Source organism: Paenibacillus sp. strain BS8-2 (assembly GCF_054483835.1).
In genome coordinates, this window is record NZ_CM137010.1 from 655,259 (window position 1) to 678,960 (window position 23,702).

Annotated in this window: 16 protein-coding genes; 1 reads left to right on the forward strand and 15 read right to left on the reverse strand. The window is 51.5% G+C overall.

The features are described from left to right. Positions 1 to 50: 50 nt before the first annotated feature. Positions 51 to 578: a superoxide dismutase family protein gene (locus ACX1C1_RS02675; protein ID WP_458955651.1), complete on the forward strand. Its 528-nt coding sequence runs from the start codon at positions 51 to 53 to the stop codon at positions 576 to 578. 89 nt (positions 579 to 667) lie between these two features. Here ACX1C1_RS02675 and ACX1C1_RS02680 read toward each other — a convergent pair whose 3' ends face one another. The 15 genes from ACX1C1_RS02680 to ACX1C1_RS02750 all read right to left on the reverse strand — a co-directional run bounded on the left by ACX1C1_RS02680 (position 668) and on the right by ACX1C1_RS02750 (position 23,665). After that, the gene (locus ACX1C1_RS02680; RefSeq protein ID WP_458955652.1) at positions 668 to 4,147 is read right to left on the reverse strand and encodes a fibronectin type III domain-containing protein; all 3,480 of its coding nucleotides are present in this window, start codon (positions 4,145 to 4,147) and stop codon (positions 668 to 670) included. Positions 4,148 to 4,455: 308 nt separating this feature from the next. Then, positions 4,456 to 7,107, reverse strand: coding sequence for an NPCBM/NEW2 domain-containing protein (locus ACX1C1_RS02685; RefSeq protein WP_458955653.1), 2,652 nt, complete (start codon positions 7,105 to 7,107; stop codon positions 4,456 to 4,458). A 189-nt stretch (positions 7,108 to 7,296) separates the two neighbouring features. Further along, positions 7,297 to 8,058 (reverse strand): hypothetical protein, encoded by a 762-nt coding sequence (locus ACX1C1_RS02690; protein ID WP_458955654.1) that lies wholly within the window; start codon positions 8,056 to 8,058, stop codon positions 7,297 to 7,299. After that, positions 8,055 to 8,777 (reverse strand): hypothetical protein, encoded by a 723-nt coding sequence (locus ACX1C1_RS02695; protein WP_458955655.1) that lies wholly within the window; start codon positions 8,775 to 8,777, stop codon positions 8,055 to 8,057. The genes ACX1C1_RS02690 and ACX1C1_RS02695 overlap by 4 nt, the downstream gene beginning before the upstream one ends. A 253-nt stretch (positions 8,778 to 9,030) precedes the next feature. Next, positions 9,031 to 10,245, reverse strand: coding sequence for an MDR family MFS transporter (locus ACX1C1_RS02700; protein WP_458955656.1), 1,215 nt, complete (start codon positions 10,243 to 10,245; stop codon positions 9,031 to 9,033). Positions 10,246 to 10,538: 293 nt separating this feature from the next. Continuing rightward, complete coding sequence (locus tag ACX1C1_RS02705; RefSeq protein ID WP_458955657.1) at positions 10,539 to 11,306, reverse strand: sugar phosphate isomerase/epimerase family protein; 768 nt, start codon at positions 11,304 to 11,306, stop codon at positions 10,539 to 10,541. Between the two features lie 27 nt (positions 11,307 to 11,333). Further along, a complete protein-coding gene (locus tag ACX1C1_RS02710; RefSeq protein WP_458955658.1) occupies positions 11,334 to 12,338 on the reverse strand; it encodes a Gfo/Idh/MocA family protein in 1,005 nt (334 codons plus the stop codon). Between the two features lie 36 nt (positions 12,339 to 12,374). After that, positions 12,375 to 13,949 (reverse strand): FAD-dependent oxidoreductase, encoded by a 1,575-nt coding sequence (locus ACX1C1_RS02715; RefSeq protein WP_458955659.1) that lies wholly within the window; start codon positions 13,947 to 13,949, stop codon positions 12,375 to 12,377. Positions 13,950 to 14,194: 245 nt separating this feature from the next. After that, positions 14,195 to 15,646 (reverse strand): response regulator transcription factor, encoded by a 1,452-nt coding sequence (locus tag ACX1C1_RS02720; RefSeq protein WP_458955660.1) that lies wholly within the window; start codon positions 15,644 to 15,646, stop codon positions 14,195 to 14,197. Between the two features lie 107 nt (positions 15,647 to 15,753). After that, complete coding sequence (locus ACX1C1_RS02725) at positions 15,754 to 15,969, reverse strand: sensor histidine kinase (RefSeq protein ID WP_458955661.1); 216 nt, start codon at positions 15,967 to 15,969, stop codon at positions 15,754 to 15,756. Positions 15,970 to 16,465: 496 nt separating this feature from the next. Then, a complete protein-coding gene (locus tag ACX1C1_RS02730; RefSeq protein WP_458955662.1) occupies positions 16,466 to 18,376 on the reverse strand; it encodes a DEAD/DEAH box helicase in 1,911 nt (636 codons plus the stop codon). 200 nt (positions 18,377 to 18,576) lie between these two features. Next, a complete protein-coding gene (locus ACX1C1_RS02735) occupies positions 18,577 to 19,932 on the reverse strand; it encodes a hypothetical protein (RefSeq protein ID WP_458955663.1) in 1,356 nt (451 codons plus the stop codon). Between the two features lie 107 nt (positions 19,933 to 20,039). Continuing rightward, complete coding sequence (locus tag ACX1C1_RS02740; protein WP_458955664.1) at positions 20,040 to 21,614, reverse strand: ABC transporter substrate-binding protein; 1,575 nt, start codon at positions 21,612 to 21,614, stop codon at positions 20,040 to 20,042. A 106-nt stretch (positions 21,615 to 21,720) separates the two neighbouring features. After that, complete coding sequence (locus tag ACX1C1_RS02745; protein WP_458955665.1) at positions 21,721 to 22,632, reverse strand: carbohydrate ABC transporter permease; 912 nt, start codon at positions 22,630 to 22,632, stop codon at positions 21,721 to 21,723. A gap of 67 nt (positions 22,633 to 22,699) precedes the next feature. Continuing rightward, positions 22,700 to 23,665, reverse strand: coding sequence for an ABC transporter permease (locus ACX1C1_RS02750; protein WP_458955666.1), 966 nt, complete (start codon positions 23,663 to 23,665; stop codon positions 22,700 to 22,702). Between the last annotated feature and the right edge of the window lie 37 nt (positions 23,666 to 23,702).

A 23,702-nucleotide genomic window follows, 5' to 3' on the forward strand; every position in this document is an offset into this window, starting at 1 on the left:
CTAATGCTGAAGCGATGGCGGCCAAACATGAAACATATGTGGAGGGAAACATGAATCTATTTGCGATAGCAACCTCGCTTATGCTCCTCTTGCATCCAGGGGCGCACGAAGCATCCATATCTAGCGAAAGCGGCGAGACAACAGGACAAACCATCTCGATCATGAACACCGAAGGCGCGTCTATCGGTCAAGCGTCTTTGACGCAGAAGGGCGACCATGTCGTCATTCATCTGGAAGCAAAGAAGCTGACTCCGGGTGCGCACGGTATTCATATCCACCAGGTCGGTCTATGCGAGGGTCCCGACTTCAAGTCGGCCGGCGCTCACTTCAATCCGCAAGGGAAGCAGCACGGCTTTAACAACCCCAACGGCTTCCATGATGGCGATCTGCCTAATATCGAGGTTGGCGCGAACGGCGAGGTCGTCATCGATATTACGTCTGCCGCCGTCACACTCGAACCAGGGAAATCGAATTCGATCAGCGGTGCAGCGCTCGTTATCCATGCGAAAGCAGATGACTACGCAACGGATCCATCCGGCAATTCTGGCGATCGCATTGCATGCGGCGTCATTAAGTAATACGCGCAAAAGGAAAGCATCTCCACTGGCCCCAGTCGGCACAGCAGAGATGCTTTTTGCGTTTTTATGAGTATGGTCGGCGTGCTAGCCTATTGTATCGGAGCTAGATTAGCGCCTGGGATGACGGAGTAAGTCGAGCTGCCCGGCGTTTTCCAGCCAACCGCCACATGGTCGCCGCCGCCCTCTTCTTTGTGCAGCACTTCGACGTAGTAGCGTTGTCCTGCAGTCAACGTAATCAGTCCTGATTGTTGTCCGGCATTTTGCGTGAAGGCCAGCTCGTTCACCCAGTCGACGACTTCGCCGATCTGCGCCTTGTTGCCAGCTGTGTTATCCGTGCTGAGGTACAACACGCTGTTATTGTCGCCGGCAATAGAGAACTGATACGTACCTGTTACTGTCGGCACGATATAACCGCGGATACGTGTGCCATAATTGTCACCGAAGTTCGATGGAGCCTGGAAGCTCGTCAGGGAGCTCGTGCCCGAAGGCGTCGTTGATGTCGGGATACTTGCAATTGTTGGTCCCGAAATTCCCGTCCAGTATTCACGCGTAATAGATCCAGTTGGTGTTGTGCCGCCAGAAGCGTTGGTTGTCACGCTCAGCGCAGAGCTTGCCGCTGATACATTGTTCGCAGCATCCTTCGCTTTGACCGTGAAGCTGTACGCCGTGCTGGCCGTTAATCCCGTGACGTTGTACGTTGTTGCGCCGGTTGTCGTGCCCGCCAGCGTCGAACCGTTATAGATCTCGTAGCCGGTCACGCCCACATTATCTGTGGAAGCCGTCCACGATAGGCTGACACTTGTAGATGTTTTGGATGGCGAGGTCAGGCCAGTTGGAGCAGTTGGTGCTTGTGTATCGCTCGCAGCATTGGTCGTTACGCTCAGTGCCGAGCTTGCCGCCGATACATTGTTAGCCGCATCCTTCGCTTTGACCGTGAAGCTGTACGCCGTGCTGGCCGTTAATCCCGTGACGTTGTACGTTGTTGCGCCGGTTGTCGTTCCCGCCAGCGTCGATCCGTTATAAATCTCGTAACCCGTCACGCCCACGTTGTCCGTGGAAGCCGTCCATGAAAGACTTACGCTAGTAGACGTTTTGGATGGCGAGGTCAATCCTGTTGGAGCAGTCGGCGCCTGCGTGTCTCCTGCTGCAGCGTTCGTTGTTACGCTCAGCGAAGAGCTTGACGATGATAAGTTGTTTGCCGCATCCTTCGCTTTGACCGTGAAGCTGTAAGCTGTGCTCGCTGTTAGTCCCGTGACGTTGTACGTTGTTGCGCTAGTTGTTGTGCCTGCCAGAGTCGATCCATTGTATATTTCGTAACCCGTTACGCCTACGTTATCTGTAGAAGCCGTCCACGATAGGCTAACGCTTGTTGACGTTTTGGATGGCGATGTCAGCCCCGTTGGAGCAGTTGGAGCTTGCGTATCGCCGCCTCCGCCTGGTGTAGCCATATTAACGAAGCAGGATTTGTATTGTCCTGGGGCCGCATCGCCGAACGTATTATTGGAGCACATAACCCCGTTGGTGTACGTGCCGTAAGCCCAGCTGCTGCCTGCACCATAACGGACTTCCTTCGTACCCGTGAAGCCGCACCAGTTGTTCTCTCCCGCGCACAGCTCCCATACCGGAACCGGCGTCGAATCGGTTGTGACGCTCAATGCCGAGCTGGCCGAGGACAAGTTACCTGTAGTATCCTTGGCCTTAATCGTAAAGGAGTAAGCCGTATTCGGCTGAAGTCCCGTAACCGTATAGGATGTTGTACTGCCGCCGATCGTCGTGCCTGCAAGACCGCTGTTCGCATAAATTTCGTAACCGGCAATGCCAACGTTGTCCGTAGAAGCATTCCACGTCAGCGTTACGCTTGTATTTGTTTTCGAAGGCGATGTCAGATTCGAAGGCGTAGAAGGTGCTGTTGTATCCGGCGGTCCCGCTACGACAGTAATCGTCTGTTCTTTGACAGAGGCGCGACCATTATTGTCCCATACGCCAAGAATAACCTGGTAGGTGCCTGCTTTCTGGTACGTGTATGTCGGGCTGGCTGTGGTGACTGGCAAACCTTCGCCCAGATCCCACAGATTTTCGACGATCGTTCCATTGTCCGTTGATGTATTCGTGAACGTAACCGATTGTCCGAGCTGTACAGTCAATGGCCCCGAGAAGTTGGCAACTGGCTTCGGATCGCTGAATCCTCTGCTCGTCAGCTGCGTGTTGGTGCCGTTGCCGCTTACCGTATTGTTGCTCCACTCAAGATCCCCTGCGGAAGACGGGTATTGATCGATAGACGGTCCACCGTTGCCGGTAATCGTATTGTTAACGAAGCTAAGCTTATCTGTGCCGCCCGCTGTTGTAATCTCAATCGCTTTGCGGCCATTGTTCCGAATGATGTTGCTGTCGAATGTAATATTCTTGGTATTGCCGTGAATACGAACCGCGTTGCCGTCATAACCGGAATAAGCCGCAGCCGGGTGACCAATCGGTCCATCCTCGAAGATGTTCTTATAGAAGTATTGGAACTGTTCGGTTTGTCCTGTTCCTTCGCCTTGAAGCTGCATGCCCCACATCACCATGTTCTGGACAGTGTTGTAATTCCAGAGCTGATAACCCGTGCCAGGCGACTGCTGGATACCGACCTGCTGCCCGCCATCGACAAGGTTGTTGCTCGTAACGCCGTGGTCGACCATAACCTCAAGGCCCATATTGCCCACTGTGCCGTCCGTTGCTCTCACCACGTTATTCCGAACCGCAATGTAGGCGGAACGTACAGCGCTGATCCAGTGATCGACTGTGTTGTTCTCGATAATAGAATGGTCGACGTTCGTATGAAGCTCGATGCCGAGACCCTCCATCTTCTTGCCAGTACCTGTAACTGTATTGCCCCTAATAATCGCACCAGGGCTGTCGTCATTCAGGAAGATCCCGCCGCGTCCCGTTAGATGGACAACGTTGTTCTCGACAAGCGCATTGTCGGAGCCCCAGCCGATCCGTACGCCGCCGCCCCAGTCGGAGTTGACGCCGATGTTCGTAATGATGTTGTCTTTGACGATCAGATTGTCGGTATTGATGCCGAACAACGCAAATGGACCGAAGCCAGAGTTTGTCGCGACATCCTTCACGTTCAAATTCGTCATTTTGTTGCCGCTGCCATTCTCTGATACAACAACCGATTGCGGGATCGTACTGTTATTCGCATCAAGCGTCATCGTAGTGACTTCTGCACCGGTCAAATTATACATGGAGAAAAACGTAAGCGCGGAGGTGGAATTAAACTTCACAATCGTTGTATCTCGGCTTGCGCCCGTAATTTTGACCCCTGACTTCAGGGATACCGTGCTTGTCAAATAGAATGTACCAGCGGGAATAAGGACGGTATCTCCGCTGGAGGCTGCATCTACCGCTGCCTGAATGGCGGCGCTGTCGGACACGGTATCGTTGCCGGCAGCTCCATAAGAGGTCACATCGAACGTTGCCGCGCTCGCAATCGGAGCCGGTAATACCGGCAGCAGCATCGACATGGCACATAATGCGCTGAATAGCCTCAGCTTCAGTCTCGGTCGCTTAGTAGTTGTTGTCATTAATAATCCCTCACTTTGTTAAGATTGGCTTCTACTTCTGCTCAGAATGCTTCCTTCTCACTATCCTGATCTTGTAGTATGCAACCCCATGATGGTTATCTCTATCCCGACAATCCCAATCTCTTAAGCCTCACCACCTTTCATGTTTGTGCGTACATGCTTAACAACTCCACTGCCCGCTTACAGCGGACATCAGGGCTTGCCTTTCTTTATCCCATGCACCCTGATGTCCACCGTAAACGCAATGCCATGAATTCGTCATGCTCGATCATTCGCGGATACTAGTCTGCCGAACTCCTTCACGATTGTTATTCGTTGTAGAGGATACGTGCGTCTCCCCAATCGGCATGATCCCAGTCCGTACCGCTGACTCCGCCGTTCGTGACGACCAGCTTGAGCTGCTGAGCACCGCTGATGTCGACGTCTATGTCGATGGTGTCGGTGTCGGCGTACATCACGCCGCTATCGTAGGCTAATACGCCGTCCAGCCAAACTTCGAAGCCCACCGAGCCGTTGCCGTATGTCTCATCATCCACGCCGACGCTCGCCATAAACCGTTCGTAAGCCCCGCCTACCGTATAAACGATTTCCGAATGCGCATGCGTACCGAAGCCTTTGGCGTATACGACGTTATTCAGCGTGATCGGTCTGCCGTCGGACGATTTGTCGAGCTGGATATTGCCCCATCCGGCCGTGCCGGAATCCCAAGCATAATCGCTGAGATACACATCACCAGTTGGCGCAGTCATGGTGACCGAAGCAGAGACGCTGGCAGCGGAGCGATTGCCTGCGGCATCCACCGCTTTGACTGTGAACGTGCCCGTCGTGCCCGGCAATAAGCCGCCGGTCGTAAACGTCGTAGCAGCAGCACCACTCGTCGTTCCGATCAGATTGCCGCCGCGGAATACTTCATACCCTGTCACCGCTTTGTTATCCGTCGAAGGTGACCAAGCCAGCGCTGCGCTTGTCGCGCTTGCGGCTGTCGCCGTCAGATTCTCAGGAGCCGAAGGTGGTGTTGCATCCGGCGCTTCCGTCGTTACCGACAGCGGCGTGCTGGCGGGAGAAACGTTGCCGGCTGCGTCCTTGGCTTTCAACGTTACTTGGTAAGTCGTTAACGCCGTTAATCCTGTAATGAGGAACGATGTTTCGCCTGGTGCGGTGGAGCCGGCTAACACGCCATCCACGAATACGTCATAGCTGACGACCCCTACGTTATCAGAAGCCTTCGACCAACTGATGAATGCCGTCTCGTCTGTCTGCTCCGGAGAGAGCAAGCCCGTTGGAGCCGTCGGCGCCTGAGTATCGGGAGCGCCAGGTCTGACAAGCACGACCCGCTCCTTCAGATGAGATCTGCCTTCGTTATCCCATACGACCAGCGTCACACGGTAGATGCCCAGCTTGTTGTACACGTAAGTAGGCGAAGTCGACGTGCTCGGCAGCCCATCGCCGAAATCCCATAGCCGATGCGAGATTGATCCGTCCGCATCTTTGGATGCATCGGTGAAGGTAACAGGTTCACCTACACGGACCAATAGCGGCGTCTGGAAATCCGCGACCGGCTTCTTGTTCGAGAATCCGCGCGATACTGGCACTACATTCGAGCCGTTGCCCCATACGATATTGCCCGACCACTCCAGATGCTCGGCTGCTGCCGGGTAAGGATCCATCGTGATGCCTTTGTTGCTCGTAATCAGATTGTTTGTGAAGCTTAGCCGGTCAACGCCAGCCGCTCCTGTAATCTCGATCGCCTTGCGGCCATTGCCTGAGATGATGTTGCTATCGAACGACAAGTTCTGAGAGCTGCCGTGGATCCGGATGCCATTACCGTCATAACCCGGATAATTAGCCTTCGGATTGCCTTCCTGTGTCTTGATAAAGCTGTTCCTATAGAAGTATTGGAACTGCTCGATCTGACCGGAGCCTTCGCCTTGCAGCTGCATGCCCCACATCACCATATCTTTGATGACGTTGTATCCCCAGTACTGATGCCCGGTGCCAGGCGATTGCTGAATCCCGACCTGTTGCCCGCCATCCACGATGTTATCTGTCGTGATCGTATCGTCCGCCATAATTTCGAGTCCAATGTTGCCCACCCGACCGTCTTTTGGCTGAATCAAATTGCGGCGAACAGCGATTTTGCTAGAACGAACGGCACTAATCCAGGTATCGACTTGATTGTCTTCAATAATGGAATTATCCACGTTGGTATGTAGCTCAATGGCAAGGCCGTGTTCCTTAAGACCCGATCCTTTCACCTTGTTGCCTCGGACAATCGCCCAGGGGCTGTTATCATTGACCAAGATGCCGCCGCGTCCCGTATTCTCGATCACATTGCCTTCAATCGTCGCATGGGCTGAGCCCCAGCCGGCGCGTACACCTGCACCCCAAATGGAAGCGGTTCCAATATTCGTAATGATATTATTCGAAATCGTAGCGTAAGTGGAATTATCGACGAACAGCGCATGCGGTCCAAATCCGTCCACAGCCGTGAAATCCTTCACGCGTACATTGTTAACGGTATTGCTTTTCCCGCCTGACATCGCAACCGCCGACATCGCGATCATACTGCTATTGCCGTCAAGAGTCAGGTCGGAGACCGTGGCGCCTGTAACATTCTGCAAGTGGATCATAAATGTATCAGATTCCGAAACGAACTTCACAATGGACTGATCGCGTTTCTCGCCTTTAATGATGACGCCGCTCTTGCCTTGTACCGATCCAGACAAATAATACGTCCCTTTCGGAATGAGTACCGTATCCCCCGGGGAAGCCGCATCGACAGCCGCTTGAATCGCCGCCTTGTCATCCAGCGCATCCGTGCCGTTCGCGCCGTAATGGATAATGGACTTCACCGTTCCTGAGGCGCCTCCGGATGCATACGCCCCAGGAAGGGGGGCCGCAGCAGCTAGAAGCGTAAGCGACAGGAACAAACTGATACCCGTTCGTTTCGTTGTTTTCACTACTATCTCTCCCTTGCACATAGAATAGGGCGGGATGCCGGCTGACCTGCGCCTGACTTCCCGCCCTTCTATCGTGCACTCTCAGCACCCCGAAGCGAAACTGTTCATTTCGCGAATTGCTTCACTCGCCGGCTGTACTTATAACTAATTGCTGTATAATTTCTTCTCGCTCTGTCGAAGCTTGACGACTTATGGAGCGGCTTCTGCACTCGATGCGAGACCTTCCAGCTCGGTTTGGTTGAGATGATATAAGAACGTAACATCGACGTCTCCGAAAATCGTGGCCCCTGTACTATAGAAACTTCTATCCTTCGGTTCCCCGATCAGAATGGGCAAATATCCGATTCGATAGGACGATGGCATCTGTACGCTCCCTCCCCATACACCCGCGTTTGCCGCGCCGTTAACAGCCGCCTGCTCCATTCGTCGCAGCTCCGCCCATTGCTCGGGCAGAAGCAGCGTTCCGTAGGTTCGCTCGCCAAGCGAGATTCGATGCTCCAGCTGGACCCGTGGAATATAAAAGTCATTGCCGTAGAATTGTCCACCGTTTCGATCTCGCATCCAGTACAACGCATATTCGCCCACCATGTAATCCGGATTTACGTTCCACACGAGATACTGTCCAGCAGGATCATCGCCTCGAAGACTCCAAAGGTGGGGATCTCCGTCACTCTGTACTCTTCTGAGCTCCCATTTGAATCTGTCCCAGACCCAGAAGCTCATGCCGTACTCGCCATCCTTAGACACAAAGGGTACGAAGAGATGCCGGCTGTCCACTTCAACGATATCCTGAATCTCTGCGATGTTATAGTCGGGAGCAAGCTGTTGCAAGGATGACTGTATGAACTCCAAATCGCTCATTGCAGTTGGTTTTACCCCGATCCATCTCCAGAAGATGAACGCCGCGGCAGCCAGTATGATCAACCCGATCACCATACTTCGTTTGGTCACTTGCCGCCACCTCCCGTCTCCGTCCGAAGCATCGTCATTTGGGAGGTGTAATACATATAACGATTATCCCAGATCATCAACAGCCCTTTGCCATCCGATTGCATATAGAACTCGGCCTCAATGCCGCTGCCCCACCTCGACTTCGTCCCAAGCAGGAGGTAAGGGAATGGCTCCTTTTCCGTTTCATTAGCCTTATAACCCAGACTCATCCCATCATAACTCGGCTGCAGCTCCAGCGTTTGCAAGGCATTCTCAAATTGTACAGTATCAAGCGATGCCTCAGGCGCGGAAGGATGTATAGCGACAAGCCTCGCCTCCTCCACATTCGCGAGATACGTGGCTATCGTTTGTTTGGGATATACGACATCATACATGTAGTGTCCTAGCAGCCCCGTTGCAAGCAGCACATAATTGCTCCAGAATCCGATCCAAGCGAACCTTCTATATTGAGGCCAAGATGACTTTCGGGTTAGCCCATACACCAGCCAGACACCTAGCGGCAGAATAGCCAGCTTGCCTGTATACTCGCCAATCGGAGTATTGAACGTAAATGAGAATAAACAAATACACGCAATCAGCAGGGCTTTCCAAGGATTCGGGCGCTCCCCTCTTTTCACTTTCCGATAATAATAAAAGACAATGCCAATAAACACACCAAAACCTAATACTGTGGACAAACTCTCCACGATATTAGCCGGCCAGAGCTCGAAGTTGATCATTACGCTCTCCTCTCCACGCGAATATAACTACCTTATACATGTATGAGGCAGCACTCCGTTTACTGTAGCATACTTGTAATGGAATAAATACCCTATTACTTCTCCCCCGTTCACCATTTCCAGCTCAGCAGGAGCCCCTGTGCACCATGATCTTGCGTTTACACAAAAAGGAGAGCGACGCCGAAGTCACTCTCCTTTTTGTGTATACGTGTATGAAATCCTTGAATAAGGATGGTCTGCACACAAGTGTGCTTTACCTTGTTTGTATTCGGGCTGCTGCGCGATCGATCTCACCCGCTCGATAGAACCAGATCGAGGTAACGGAGATGACCGCGATCACGAGGAACAAGGTCTTGCCGCCGTAATCCTGCAGCAGGAACCCACCAAGCCAGGGACCGATAAAGGAACCAAGGCTTGTAAAGGTCTGTCCTCCGAAATAAGTGCCCCGCATCCCATCCGGCGCCAGCTTGTCCAGCATCACAGAAGCGGCAGGGAACGTCAGGACCTCGCCCCAGGTAAACACGATCATTGCCGCAATCAATAACCACCCACTCGTGCTGTAGGCAAAGCCGATATGCCCCAGCCCGAAGAAGATACTGCCTACTGCGATCACGGTTAACGGCTTCCTCTTCTCTGCCCACTTGGTTAAGGGGAGCTGGAACAACACGACAACAACGGCGTTTACGGTCATCATCCAGGCAAACATCGTTACGCCTTTGACGAAATTTTGCTCGATGAATTGAGATAACGTCGACGTCATCTGCGAATAACCGATTGCCGATACAATACCGCCAAGGATAAAGAAACGGAACGCCCGATCACCCTTGATAACGTTCCATGACCTGGTGATTGTGACCGCCTCTCTCTTATCCCCTTCAATATGGTGGATACCGAACTTGTGCAGTAGGATATGCAGTAGAATGCCGTACACGATATAGATAAGACCCGTAATCGTCCATGGCAAGCTCCCCTCCATCGCCGCGAACAGCGTACCCAGCAAAGGACCGACGGCTACGCCGATATTGATGGCCAGATAGCGGAGCGAGAACACCTCGTACCGCTTCTCCTGATCCGTGAGATCGGCCATTAACGCTTGTGATACCGGCTCATAGAAGGAGCGACATAGTCCATTAACGGCGTTAAGCAATGCAAATACGAGCGGAACGTCCGTCATGGCGAAACCAAGAAACACGGCTCCCCATGTATAAATGGCTGCCAACATCACAACCCTTCGTCCAAAGCGATCGGACAGGAAACCGCCAAAGAAACCCCCAAGCATTCCTGCAAGGGAGCCAATTCCGATCGTAACGCCAACCATCATCGGGCTCATATCCGTCTTGGCAATCAGATAAATAGCAAGGAACGGCAAGCTCATAGAGCTCGCTATCCGTGCAAAGATCGTGCCGAGCAGCAGCACTTTTACAATCGGGTGATAACCGCGTAGGGATAATTGCAATCGTCTTAACATAGATGAATCCCTGCTTTCTCATGCTGCAAATTCGTTGTGTGTTCCGAATAGCCGGATGCAGACCTGCATCCGGCTCTTGAGGAATGTTTTCCGATTATACAGCAATCTCATCTAAAGGGATAGTGCCAGTTTTCGATCTCATTGTTACACTTGAGGATCATTCAAACCACAAATACTGCAAAACGAAAAAGCCTCTCTTCGCAGAGAGGCCCACCCCAGAACCCAGATCCTAAATTCCAAATTACAGATCCAAATCAACTTATCAACCGTATATTCCGGTCTCTACTGGGCGTTTAAAACGCAGCACCAAGCTCCTTCAGGCACCTCACGCTGTCCTCCAGCGCTTCGAACGGATCGCGGTCATAGCAGTCATCTTGTTCCACTACCCCCCATAACACGCCTGCCGTCTCACATGCGGATAAGATTCGTTCGAAATTCATATTGCCTCGGCCAATCTCTGCAAACATGCGTTCACCGGTCGAGCTAACAGCGTAATCCTTAAGATGAATAATCGGCGCCTTATCCTTTAGTCTTAGAATCCATTCGACCGGATCGCCGCCGCCAGCTTGGATCCAATGAACATCCAATTCCATCCCATAGCTGTCTGGCCCCGCCGTATCTGCTAATAGCTCCATACCCATATGCCCATCGAATTTGTGGAATTCAAAAGCATGATTGTGATAAAGCAGCTCCAAGCCTTGTCGTCTAAGCGCCGCTCCGCCTTCCGCCATTAATGCGCTGAATCTGGCATACGCCTCTTTGTCTTCTCTCATTTCGAGCGGCATGCTCCCGATGGCAAAATAACGACAGCCCCACAGCTCATGTTTAGTCCGAATAGCATCCATCGGCTGCATTAAATCATTGATGCCAATATGAGCAGATATAGCCGTCAGTCCTGTTTCTTTCAGCAGCCTGGATACTTCGTGCTTGTAATCGATCTTAATACCAGCCACCTCAACATAATTGAAACCTAACCTCTTCACCTTCTCGAAGGTGCTCCGTATGTGATCCGGCGTTGTTAAGTGCTTATGCAGGGTGAATAGCTGGAGCGCAATCTTCATGTCTATTCTCCTCGTCATCTATATGGTCTATTGCTCGAACTTGATCGGTCTGCCTTCCTTCGCCGAGATTTCTGTCATCTCAAGTACAGCAATCGTATTCGCGGCTTGGCTCGCTTTGACGATCAATTCCTCTCCCTCTCTGAGATGGTTAGCGATATTCTCATAGAAGACCGAATATTGATTCGGCTTGCATGCAATGACAGACTCAATTTTTTGACCACCTATTTCGCTGTACAAAATAATCTCCGTATCCATAGGTTTCTTCAGCACGATTGCACCCTTTGTACCAAGCACACGAACCGCATCCTTAGGCGCTCGGGCAATCGTAGAGATTTGCAATTGAGCCGTTGCACCGTCCTGGAACTCCATGATGCTTTCCATTTGATCCTCGTTCGTGATGTCATGCCATAACCGGTTATGGATGAAGCCGCGCACCTCTTTGACCGGAGCAGCCATGATACCGAGCAGCCAATCTACATAGTGGGCTCCCCAATCATAGAACAGCCCCCCGGATATTTGCTTGTCAGCACGCCATGTTTGACCGGGCTTCTTGAAGCCCCCGAAAAACATATCGACCATAAAGATCTCGCCTAGCGCACCCTCTTGAATAAGCTCCTTCACCGTCAAATACCAGCCGTCCCAGCGGCGGTTATGATAGACCGTTAGCATAAGCCCACGATCCTCCGCCAGTTGATTAAGCATCATGGCATCCTCCGCCTTAATGCACATCGGCTTCTCCAGAATGCAGTGCTTGCCATGCTCGAGTACACTTCGCGCCAAATCCACATGCGAATTATGCGGTGTAATGACCACTACGAGATCAATATCTTGTTCGGCTAACATCCGATTCGCATCGGTAAAGGTACGTATGCCAGGAAAATCGATTACCGCCTGCGCGGTCCGATTTTCGTCAGAATCGCATACCGCGACAAGCTCTATGCCGTTGTCTTGCATCTGCCGGGCATGCGCCTGCCCCATACCGAATTGACCTCCGTAGCCGATAATGGCGCTTCGCAACTGTTTCTTACTCATATCCATCCATACCCCTTCCTATTATTGATTAATTATTTATAATGCTCGCAATACAGGCCACTCCAGCTCCAAGCCCAGCTCTCGCAGTACCTTCTGGAAGTCCTGAATATGCTTATCGCTTCTAACTTGACGTGGCTGCAGCTTGTGCTTTAGTGTGTACGCAGCCAGCGCGCCTGCTGCTTCTCCGATGTTCCATTCCACTGGATGCAGCCGGTAACAGCCGTTCGTAATATGGGTTGTTCCAATATTCTTACATGCCGGGATCAAGTTGTTGACCCGAACAGGCAGCAGGCTGCCGAGCGGAATCTGGAACGGCAGCGCCGAGACATCCACATAATTGCGGAGTGCAGTGCTTGGATGCAGATCGATACGATATGAGCCCACTCCTACGCTGTCAAAGAATTCAGCCGCCTTGCCATCATGCCTTCCCTCGGGAGACACATGCTGCTCCAGCACAGTGAATTCCGCTTGAATTCTGCGTGATTCCCTAATATAAGGCGCCATGGCCAAGCCATCATCCGTTCCCGTCACATGCGGCGCCAGCTTCAGCCCCGCATAACCTTGTTTGCCGTCAGGCCGAATGGCTTCTGTCTGCATCCAGTAGAGGAACGAAAGACTTAAGTTTCGCGCTTGCCGTAGATGCTCGGCTGCTACATCCGGCTCCACTTCAAATACAGGTCCTAACCAATAATCAATCTGCGGCCAATTCACCAGGGTTATATCGCTGTTGTAGGTGCCTTCTTGAAAGTTCGCCTTGTCGATAATACGACGGAACTGCCACAACGAATCCGCTCGATTGGCCGACGGGAACAATTGCTGATGGTTGGCCTCAAGCGTCCAAGGGATCGGTGTCACAAAGCTGAAGTGATTATCCGGCCAGAAATCGGCTTTGTACGTACGCCAGAACTCATACCCTTCAGGCTTCGTAATCGTATGATCTTCAAACTCGTCATACTCAAGAGCGAAGCAATGCGATATCGCTTGCATATCAAGAGGCTGGCTGTCACCTTGCAGCGCCCTCGGCTCTCCCGTTACACTTTGTGATTCTGCGCCTGTCACATATTCCGTCTTCGTTAATGGAAGCAACTCTCCGATTTCCGTTGCATCAATAAACATCGGAGCAATCAGCGTCAACTTGTTATGGGTTCCAGTGTGCTGCACGGTAACAGCCCTAACATCATCACCCTCTACTTCGGCGCTAATCGGCCGCGTATGCGTCATGATACGCAGCTTCCCGCTATTCACATAAGGAGACAGTTGGCTGTTGAGCACGGCTAATGCCACTCTTGGCTCATGACACAAACGGCTTACATGGCCATTGCCGGGATTTAAGTACATCGCGGAATGCGCCTTGTTCGACAACGGATAATGACTCTTATAATAGTCTCGTACGCCATTGCGGAATTGACGGTACGTGCTTGTGCAGCCGAACTGTTCGATCCAGGGATGCTCATCCGGCGGGACGGCTTGACTAGTCAACTGACCGCCAATCCATTCTGTTTCTTCCGTCATGATGACCTGCAATCCTAATCGACATGCCGCCATTGCCGCTGCACATCCGCCTGTACCTCCACCGATAATAACCAGATCAGCTTGTTCTTCTCGATTCATTACCCTAGCAACTCCTATCTGAAGGTCAATTCATAACACCTTGTTCCTCAATAAGCCTCTGTGCATATTCTTATTTCCAATATAGCAACTCTCGCTTGCGATAATAATGAATGAACTTAGTGTGATCATGAACGTTTTTAACTCTTTGGCGGCGGAGCGCGTTTCATGCCGAGAAATATAGAGAATGCCATATCAACAAGGATCGTTTCGTAAAAAAAAGCCGTTCAGGTAGTCACGAGACTACCTTAGAAGCGGCTTCTTTTGCTGTCCTTCCGATATTCATTTGGTGTTTGGGTGGTCCACTTCTTAAATGTCTTAAAGAAATAATTCGTGTTGACGAAACCAGCCATCTCACCGATTGTAGCAATGGCCAATTCACTTTCGGTCAGCAATTCCTTCGCCTTTCTGACACGTACCCGCTGTAAGTACTGAATAAGCGGTTCTCCCATTTTCTGTGTAAATAATCCGCTCAAATAATATTCATCCATGGAGACCAGAATGGCCATCGCTCTCAAGGTAATGGATGCGTTATAGTGTGCATGGATGTACCGGACAATTTGATTAATACCCGCATGATCCGTCACCTGCTGTTGGTTGGATTTGTATTTCTCCATGACCGACAACAAACGTTCAACCATCATGCTCTTGAGCTGCGTGTAGTCCGTGCATGAGTAAATCATTTCAACGCCGAATGCTTTCATATTCGCAAGCCGGCAGGCAGCTTTCAGAATATCATGGCAATTCTCCATGACTCCCCACACCGGAATCGAAGCTGAACGCCATTGCTGCAGTAAGGTATGAATCCATATTCGCAGCTCTCCTGCCTCCATACGCTGTATGGCTCGCAGCAGCTCCCTGTGCTGCTCCTGTGTAAAATCGGTTTCCGCGGCTAACGATGCTGTACCGCGTGGAGCCTCCTCTAGCCCGTACCAGTATGCGCTTAATTCCAACAGCGCTTTGTACCATAGCTCGTAAAGTCTGTTTCCTTCTCCTGCTGCCGTAATCACGGCCGCTCCTAACAACGATTTATAGTTTTCCGTGTTGCACGCGACAGGAGAATGACTCCATACCATCATCGTTGTAATCCCGTTATGCTGATCCTCATGCACGACAGTGCCTGGTTGGAGCAGCGTGCCCATTGCGCCCAGCATCTCGCGAATTGGTTTGTTCGTATAGGAAACAATGATTTGAACCCATGACAGATGGTCTGTACGGCTCATCTCGAATGGTTGATCCGGCATATGACGAATATGATTCCATACCTCTTTGTATAACACATGAAATAAGGACGACTCTTGCTGCAGTTTCATTTGGGCTTTGGTTTGAAGCTCAAGCTTGACCCTGTCTAGCGTCTTACTTAAGCTTTCATTATCCAGCGATAATTTGAGCATATAACCGGATGCCCCAAGCTGCAAAGCTTCACGTGCATACTCAAACTCCGTGGAGCAGGTCAACATAACGAATCGGCAGTCGATTCCGGCTTCTCGGGTGCGTCTGAGCAAATCGATCCCATTCATGCATGGCATGATGATGTTCGAGATCACAACATCCGGCTTCAGCTCATAAATGCGTTGCAAAGCCTCGTTTCCATCTCCTGCTTCCCCAACGACCTCGAAGCCCATGGCTTTCCATGGCGTTTTCAGCTTGAGGGTCCTTCTGAAGAATGGTTCATCCTCAACAATCAGCACTCTCCACATGTCATCCACCTCATTTATGCATAGGGCTTGGCAATTAGAAACGGGACAACGATTTCAACCTTGGCTTCGACTTCGAGATTCATAAGCTTCATGTGAGCTTCATCCTTTTACAATAAAGCTAGTCTTTCTTGTACATTCTTAAGTCCGATAGAGTCTCGATCTCGTGACGGCTTGCGCGGAGCTGCCGCTTCGAGCCCGCCCCCATTGTCCTGAACCTCAATAAACAGAGAATCGTTCTGTCTATACACAGAGATCACGATTCTATTACCCTTACGCGTTTCCTGGAAACCATGATAAATCGCATTCTCGACTAGCGGCTGCAAGATGAATTTGGGCACCGCCTAGATGGCGGGCTGCACGCTGTCCGCTGCCAATGGTTTGTTGACACACTTCGTTTGACGAGAAATTTGTGTGATGAGACATATTGAGGCAATGTAGGCTTACGGTTGGTATATGGTTGGGCGCCATGTATGTGATTTTTCACATCCATTCGCCTCGACGGGCTACGCCGTTAAGTATGCCTCATAGACTTATTTCCTCGAATTCGCAGTTTGGCGCACATTGAAGTATCGGGCCTTTGTATCGAGGGGGAGCAATAACCGTCGCTCGCAAGGTATCCGATTTGATACCCTTCTAACGTCTGAAAATGATATACTCCAATCCGTCATATACTTGCCTATACGTCAAGGAGAAACGGCTACGCCGTCCTTTGGCGACGGGACGTGTTTCAAGCCGGGAAGCTTTCCAATATTTCCAAAAAAAAAGCCGAACAACTGTACCCTAAATAGGAACAGTTGCTCGGCTGATTAAGTCATGAGCTTATTTCTTCGGTTTGGGCTGGGCCGGCAAGAAGTATGGCTTCCACGTCGAAGACAACTGCATCCGGTTCACTTCCTCGTCCATCTGACGAATAACCATCTGCTCTTGTCTCGCGAACTGGCGCGCCTTGGAGTCCATATGGACTTTGCCGCGATCCTTGCGTTTCGGCTTCGTAGACGGCTGACCGCCGCCTTGCGCCGCCGCTGGCTGCTGCGCCCTCGCGGGCTGCTGGCCGCCGCCTTGCGCCGCCGCCGGCTGCTTCGCCCTCGCGGGCTGCTGGCCGCCGCCTTGCGCCGCCGCTGGCTGCTTCGCCCTCGCGGGCTGCTGGCCGCCGCCTTGCGCCGCCGCCGGCTGCTTCGCCCTCGCGGGCTGCTGGCCGCCGCCTTGCGCTGCCGCTGGCTGCTTCGCCCTCGCGGGCTGCTGGCCGTCGCCTTGCGCCGCCGCTGGCTGCTTCGCCCTCGCGGGCTGCTGGCCGCCGCCTTGCGCCGCCGCTGGCTGCTTCGCCCTCGCGGGCTGCTGGCCGCCGCCTTGCGCTGCCGCTGGCTGCTTCGCCCTCGCGGGCTGCTGGCCGCCGCCTTGCGCTGCCGCTGGCTGCTTCGCCCTCGCGGGCTGCTGGCCGCCGCCTTGCGCCGCCGCTGGCTGCTGCGCCCTCGCGGGCTGCTGGCCGCCGCCTTGCGCCGCCGCTGGCTGCTTCGCCTTCGCGGAGCGATTGCCTTGCCCGCTCTTGGCGGCTGCATTAGCCGACGTAACCACCGCGTCTGCTGCAGCTCCCTGCATCGGGTACGAATGCCCAACCACAACCGAGATTTTTTTCTTAATCAGCTTCTCAATGTCCTTCAGATATGGCTGTTCCTCTTCATCGCAGAAGGAAACAGCAACGCCGCTATGTCCAGCACGTCCCGTCCGACCGATTCGATGAACGTACGTCTCCGGAATATTGGGTAGATTGAAATTGTACACATGCGACAGCTCTTCAATATCAATGCCGCGAGCCGCAATATCGGTTGCAACAAGAATACGTGTAGCGCCGCTCTTGAAATTATTGAGTGCATTTTGACGCTGATTCTGCGACTTGTCGCCATGAATAGCCTGCGCCGTAATATTAGCGCGGTTCAGCCCGCGCGCAACGCGATCGGCACCATGCTTCGTGCGCGTGAACACTAGCGCAGAAGAGATGGATGTATCCGCTAGCAGCTCTGCCAGCAACGCCGGTTTGTTCGTCTTATCCACGAAATATACAGACTGCTCGATCAGATCAACCGTCGAGGATGCCGGCGTAATTTCCAGCTTAGCAGCATTTACGAGCAGCGAATCCGCTAGCTTTGCGATTTCTGGCGGCATTGTCGCCGAGAACAACATCGTTTGTTTCTTCGATGGCAGCTTGGCGATGATTCGTTTCACGTCGTTAATGAATCCCATGTCCAGCATTCGGTCTGCCTCATCCAATACCAGCACCTGAACATGCAACAGATCAATAAATCCTTGGTTCATCAAATCCATCAACCGACCAGGCGTCGCGATCAGAATATCGATGCCTTTCTCCAGATGACGCTCTTGACCCTTCTGCGATACGCCGCCGACAATGGACAACGTACGAAGACCCGTATATTTACCGTAGGCACGGATATTATCTTCAATCTGAATAGCCAGTTCTCGTGTCGGCGTGAGGATCAAGCTGCGAATCGGACGCTGCTTGTCACGTGCCGCAACTCCTTCCTGGTACAGCCGTTGAATGATCGGCAGCGAGAACGCCGCCGTCTTGCCTGTTCCCGTCTGTGCACAGCCCAAGACGTCGTTGCCGAGGAGCGCAATCGGAATTGCTTGCTCTTGAATCGGTGTAGGCTGCACAAGATTATCTTCGCGCAACGCTTTCAATATTTCTGGTATAAGTCGCAAATCGTTAAAGTTCATTTGTTCTCCTATGTTATGCATATTGTAGTTAACGGATTTTAGCCATTCCCCACATCATACCACAATTGCAAGGAGTAAGGGAGTCAGTCCTTAAGAACAGCTCATCAGTCGACAACCTCACATGCCAGCCGATGCCCCATAAAGATCGAAATCCCTAATTGACGATTGAGTTCACCTTCCTTCCGTTAACTAGCGTGGTCTTACAATCCCCGCTTCCGTGCCAGCACCAGCTCGAGCTTGCGCGGCTCCCCCGTCAGCTGAAACTTAAGAAATACTAACCGACCCTCGATCAGCTTCGTCTCGACGCCTTCGCTGCAAGAAATAACTTCGAACCCGTCAAGCTCATCCCAATACGCCAGTCCGAATGGCATCGGCTGCGTGTATCCGATCTCGTACGTCAGCGCGATACGATCCAGTGTCTTCTCGTATCCTTTCACGAACAATCCTGGAGTCGCCTCCTCGAAGTTGTCCGCCATGTTGCCCTTGCCGATATAATTACGTAGCAACCGGGGGATGCATTCGCCATCAACGAATGCCATCTGGCATACTTTGTCATAATAGAGGAAGACATCCGGCCAAGGCCCGCCGCCTACGCCGCCCAGCGTCATTGTATATTCGTTCACCGCAGGTCTTACAAGCGTATCTTGCGTCAGCATATACACCGGCGCCGTCTCCGAATTTCGTTCGTGATAACGTTCCATCGCCTTCGGCACCGTTGTCAACGTAATCGGGAAATCCGTAATATAGTCAAAAAACAAATCCAGCATGCTCTCGCATGCCTCCACATGGGAAGCCGGGAACACCGCGAATCGGTCCGTATATTCCATTTCATGCGCTTCTTGCTGCTGCAGGAAAAACACCTGGTCATTGTGTGAAGTATTACGTAAATAATCCATGAATAAATTTTTCCAGTAGTCGATATTGTCACCCGTACATAGCCCGGCTCTCAGCACGTCGTTAGGGTCTGTCGAATAGATGACGGGACTGCGTGAATGATAAGTCAAGTTCAAATCTCGCGCGGTCCACTCGCAGGCGACAACTTTGCCTTTGCCCGGATGAGGTGCCTTATATCGATTAGGATCGATATACCAGGATCCCCATGGTATGCCTTTATGCGTAATGCCGTCCCACCAGACCTGCTCCCAGCAGTAGCCCCACATTCCTTTGAAATCAAGCTCTTCCAGCACTTCTATCACTTCATTGTAGATTTTCCCTCGTGCAGCCACCTTTGTACTCGCCCATGGAAAAGCCGCCTCTACGATCGTCCATGCTTGCACTAGTGCAGCTTTAAACTTGGCTGAATCTGCCCCGCAGTCCTCTATGAAAAACGGCGTCTGCAAAATAATATCGTCGCCATACTGTTCATGCCATTCGTTAATTCGACTAGCCAGCACCGGCACCGATCCGCTGTTGACGATCCATGTAACCGGGATGCCATGTCTATGCGCAACGGCAGCTGTTCGGTCGATTCCCTCGATTGCTACACCTTTCCCCCAGTCGGTATCATAATGAGCCGCATAGCTGACGAATGTATAAATCAAATTTTCGGGCTTCATCTTGTTACCCACTCCTTATGTTCATTAGAGAGAGGGCTGTCACAATAGGTTCGACATCGACCCTTGGGACAGCCCTGCATGGATCAAGCTATAGGGGTACTCTCTGCTTATTTTTGAGCAGCCAGCCAAGCATCAGCTTGTGTCTGAATTTCCGCTCTAACCTTCTCGATACCCGCGTCCTGCAGCTTCTTATTACGCTCTTCGAGCAGCTTGACAGGGTTCGCAATCGCGCCTGTAGTAATCGCTTTGTATTCGGTAGCGATAGCCGTCAGCTGCGTGACCTCGTTCTTCACATTAGAATCGTTGAAGACGAAGCCAAGCAATGGAGAGCGTTTCGCTTCATTATTGTATTTGATCCAGTTCGTGTACAGATCTTCTGGCTGACCTGGTTTTAGGTAGTTGATCATTTGGTTGCCCACGACCCAGAACAATCCGCTTGTGCCGTAACCGGAGTCCGCGATCGGCTCGATGCGGTTGTCACCTACTTTTTTGTAGTGGACATCCTCGATCCCGTTAACGATGAGATTCACGACATACGGATCCGTGTGCAGGTAGTTCAATACCATCATCGCGCGGGCAGGATCCTTCGACGTACGGGAGATGGAGAACATGGAGCCTGTCGTCAGATCCGTCGTAACATAAGGTTCGTTCATCACATGGGATACGAAATCGTATTTATTGTTGGTAGTCAATTTCATCTCGATTTCCGCTCCTGGTTTCCAGACACCATCTTGGAACCAAGTCTTTCCTTCTTTACGCAGCTCTGATATGTTTGTTTTGGCTGTTGCCGCATCACTGTTCGTGTATCCTAGCTCGAACCAGCTGCGAGCAAGCTCGTTCGCGTTATTGTTGATTGTTACGATTTCTGGATTTAGGGCATTAATGACCTCGATTTTTTCTTGGGTTGGGTTAAAGAAGAACATCGCAATTTTGCCAGGAGTCGGTCCGACCGGAAGGAATCTTCCGTCTGATTCGTACATCGATCCGTCACCGCCGCCGCCAGCCGAGTAGTTCGGGATGATGTCCGGCTCGTTCTCCTTAATGACTTGCATCCATGGCGTAATATCGGCATATGTTTTGATCGTATCCAGCGGGATATTGTATTTTTCTATGATGTCTTTGCGGAACGTGAGCGAACGGGATTGCGTAATCTCCTTGTTCGTCGGCACAGCGTATAGCTTGCCGTCCAAACGAGGTGCTTCCAGATACATCGGATTCAGCTGCTCCTTGATGCCTTGGCCGTGCTGCTCGAGCAGTTCGTCCAGCTCGATGAACGCGCCCTTGGTAATGTTGGAGAAGAAGTCCAGCCACGAAGCTGTGAACACGAGGTCCATTTTTTCGCCGCTGTTCATCATGAGCTCCGTTTTTTGCTTATATTCGCTGCTTGCAATCGGATTTAACTTGACAGTCGCGTTGATTTTTTCCTTAAAAAACTCGTTCAGCTTTTCTTCGACCAGTGCTACGTCCCGCTCCGGAGTGCCCCAGTAGGTAATGGAAACCTCGTAAGGCTTTAGCTCCTCAACCGCTTCCGTTGCAGCAGGCTTAGTCGACGCTTCCGGCGCTTTCGTGGCTGCAGGCGTGTTGTTGCCGCCGCCGCTATTGCTTGAACACGCTTGCAAAACCATTGCTAATAGAATTGTAAATACGATTAGTAATTGTTTCGTGCCTTTTCTTTGTTTCATTTTAACCCTCCTCGATCGTATCTAACGCTAAACTTATTTATATAGAACGATGGGATGTCTAAGGCGCCTAAGACACCCGATCGCAGCTACCTTGATATAAAACGGCTTAACCTTTGACAGCGCCGACCGTCAGTCCTTTGACAAAATACTTCTGGAAGAACGGATAGACAATCAGAATGGGTCCCATCCCGACGGCTGCCATCGCCATCTGCAGCGACTCGTTCGGAAGCTTGGCAAGCAATTCAGGATTTTGAGCCGCGAGCTCTACATTGCTTCGCAAATATTGAATGTCGTTAAGAACTCGCATCATCAAATATTGCAACGGATATTTGTCCTCGCTGGTGATGAAGAGCAGCGCGTTAAACCAGTCGTTCCAATAGTTGATCGTACTGAACAGCGCCATTGTTGCAAGCACCGGCAAGGATAGCGGCAAGACGATGGTCACGAATATTCGAATTTCTCCCGCTCCATCGATTCTTGCGGACTCGATCAAGGCGGGATGGATCGTCGTCTGGAAGAAGGTCCGCATAATGATGACGTTAAACGGAATAATGAGCAGCGGCATAATTAACGCGATATAAGAATCCTTCAGTCCCAGCAGCTGCGTATAGACCAGATATCGGCTGACGAGTCCGCCGTTGAACAGCATCGTGAAGAACAGAAAGAACGTAAAGCCGGTGCGAAACGGGTAGTCGCTTCTTGATATCGGGTACGCATACAGCGCCATCAACACCACACTGAGAAGCGTTCCGGCAATCGTGATGCCGATGCTCACGCCATAGCCACCAATAACCGTGCCGTAATCCTTAAACAGCGATTCGTAGGCGACAAGCGACAAGCGATCGGGCATAAAGCTGTACCCGTTGGCCACGATGGAGTCTCCGTGCGTAATCGATACAATGATAACGAGCAGCACAGGGAGCAAGCAGATGAGTGACAAGATAACGAACATCATATTTAATAGGAAGCCGGCAGCGGGAGACAAGCTGTTTTCTCTTTGGCTCGCTCGGAAATTCATAACATTCACCTCATACTAATGTCATCGTAAAGCTGTATTTTCGTCGTTTTCGTGATCCAAAGCTGGCCTAGAACAAGGCTTGTTCTTTGTTAATCTTGCGTACCGTCCAGTTCGTTAGAATGACCATGACGAAACCTACGACTGCCTGAACGAGTGCGGCTGCCGACGACATCCCGATATCGTTCATTCTCATCAAGGCGCGGTACACGTAAGTATCGACGACATCCGTCACTGGATATAATGCCCCCGAATCTTGCGGAACCTGGTAGAATAAGCCGAAATCCGCGCTAAAGATGCTTCCCATCGACAGGATGGTCATTATGATAATAATCGGCTGTATGGAAGGCAGCGTAATGTGAATGATTTGCTTCCACTTGGAGGCTCCATCGATAATCGCCGCTTCGTAATATTCGGGATCGATTCCGGCGATTGCAGCGATGTAGATCACGGCGCCAATACCGACGCCTTTCCATGCGTTTACGAAAATCAGAATATAAGGCCAAACCCCTTTTTCCGTGTACCAGTAGACCGGATCCATGCCGAACCACTTCAGAAACGTCATGTTCATGAATCCGAAATCAGGATGCAGGAAGGCGTAAACCAGATAACTGACAACCACCATGGACAAGAAGTTCGGCATGATGATAAACGTCTGATAGGTTTTGGTCAGCCACTTCTTACGAAGTTCGTTGATCGCGACCGCGATACCTACCGAGATCACCAGATTCACAATCATAAATGCAAAGCTGTATAGGATCGTATTTCTCGTGATCCGCAGCAAGGAGCCCGACGAGAACAAAAATTCGAAGTTTCTAAAACCTGCCCAGGGACTTCCAAATATGCCGTCGATGTAATTAACGTTCTTAAATGCAATAAACACGCCGAACATCGGAAGATAGCTATGCAACAAGATAATGATCGTTGTTGGGAGAAGCATCAACGTCAAATATTTATATTTCCACATTTGATGCAGCCACATGGACCACGCCGACTTTTTCTTCACACTGCCCGATAGCCTTCTGGGTTCTGTCATCGCTTTCTCCACGTGAACACTTCCTCTCTCTCATGTT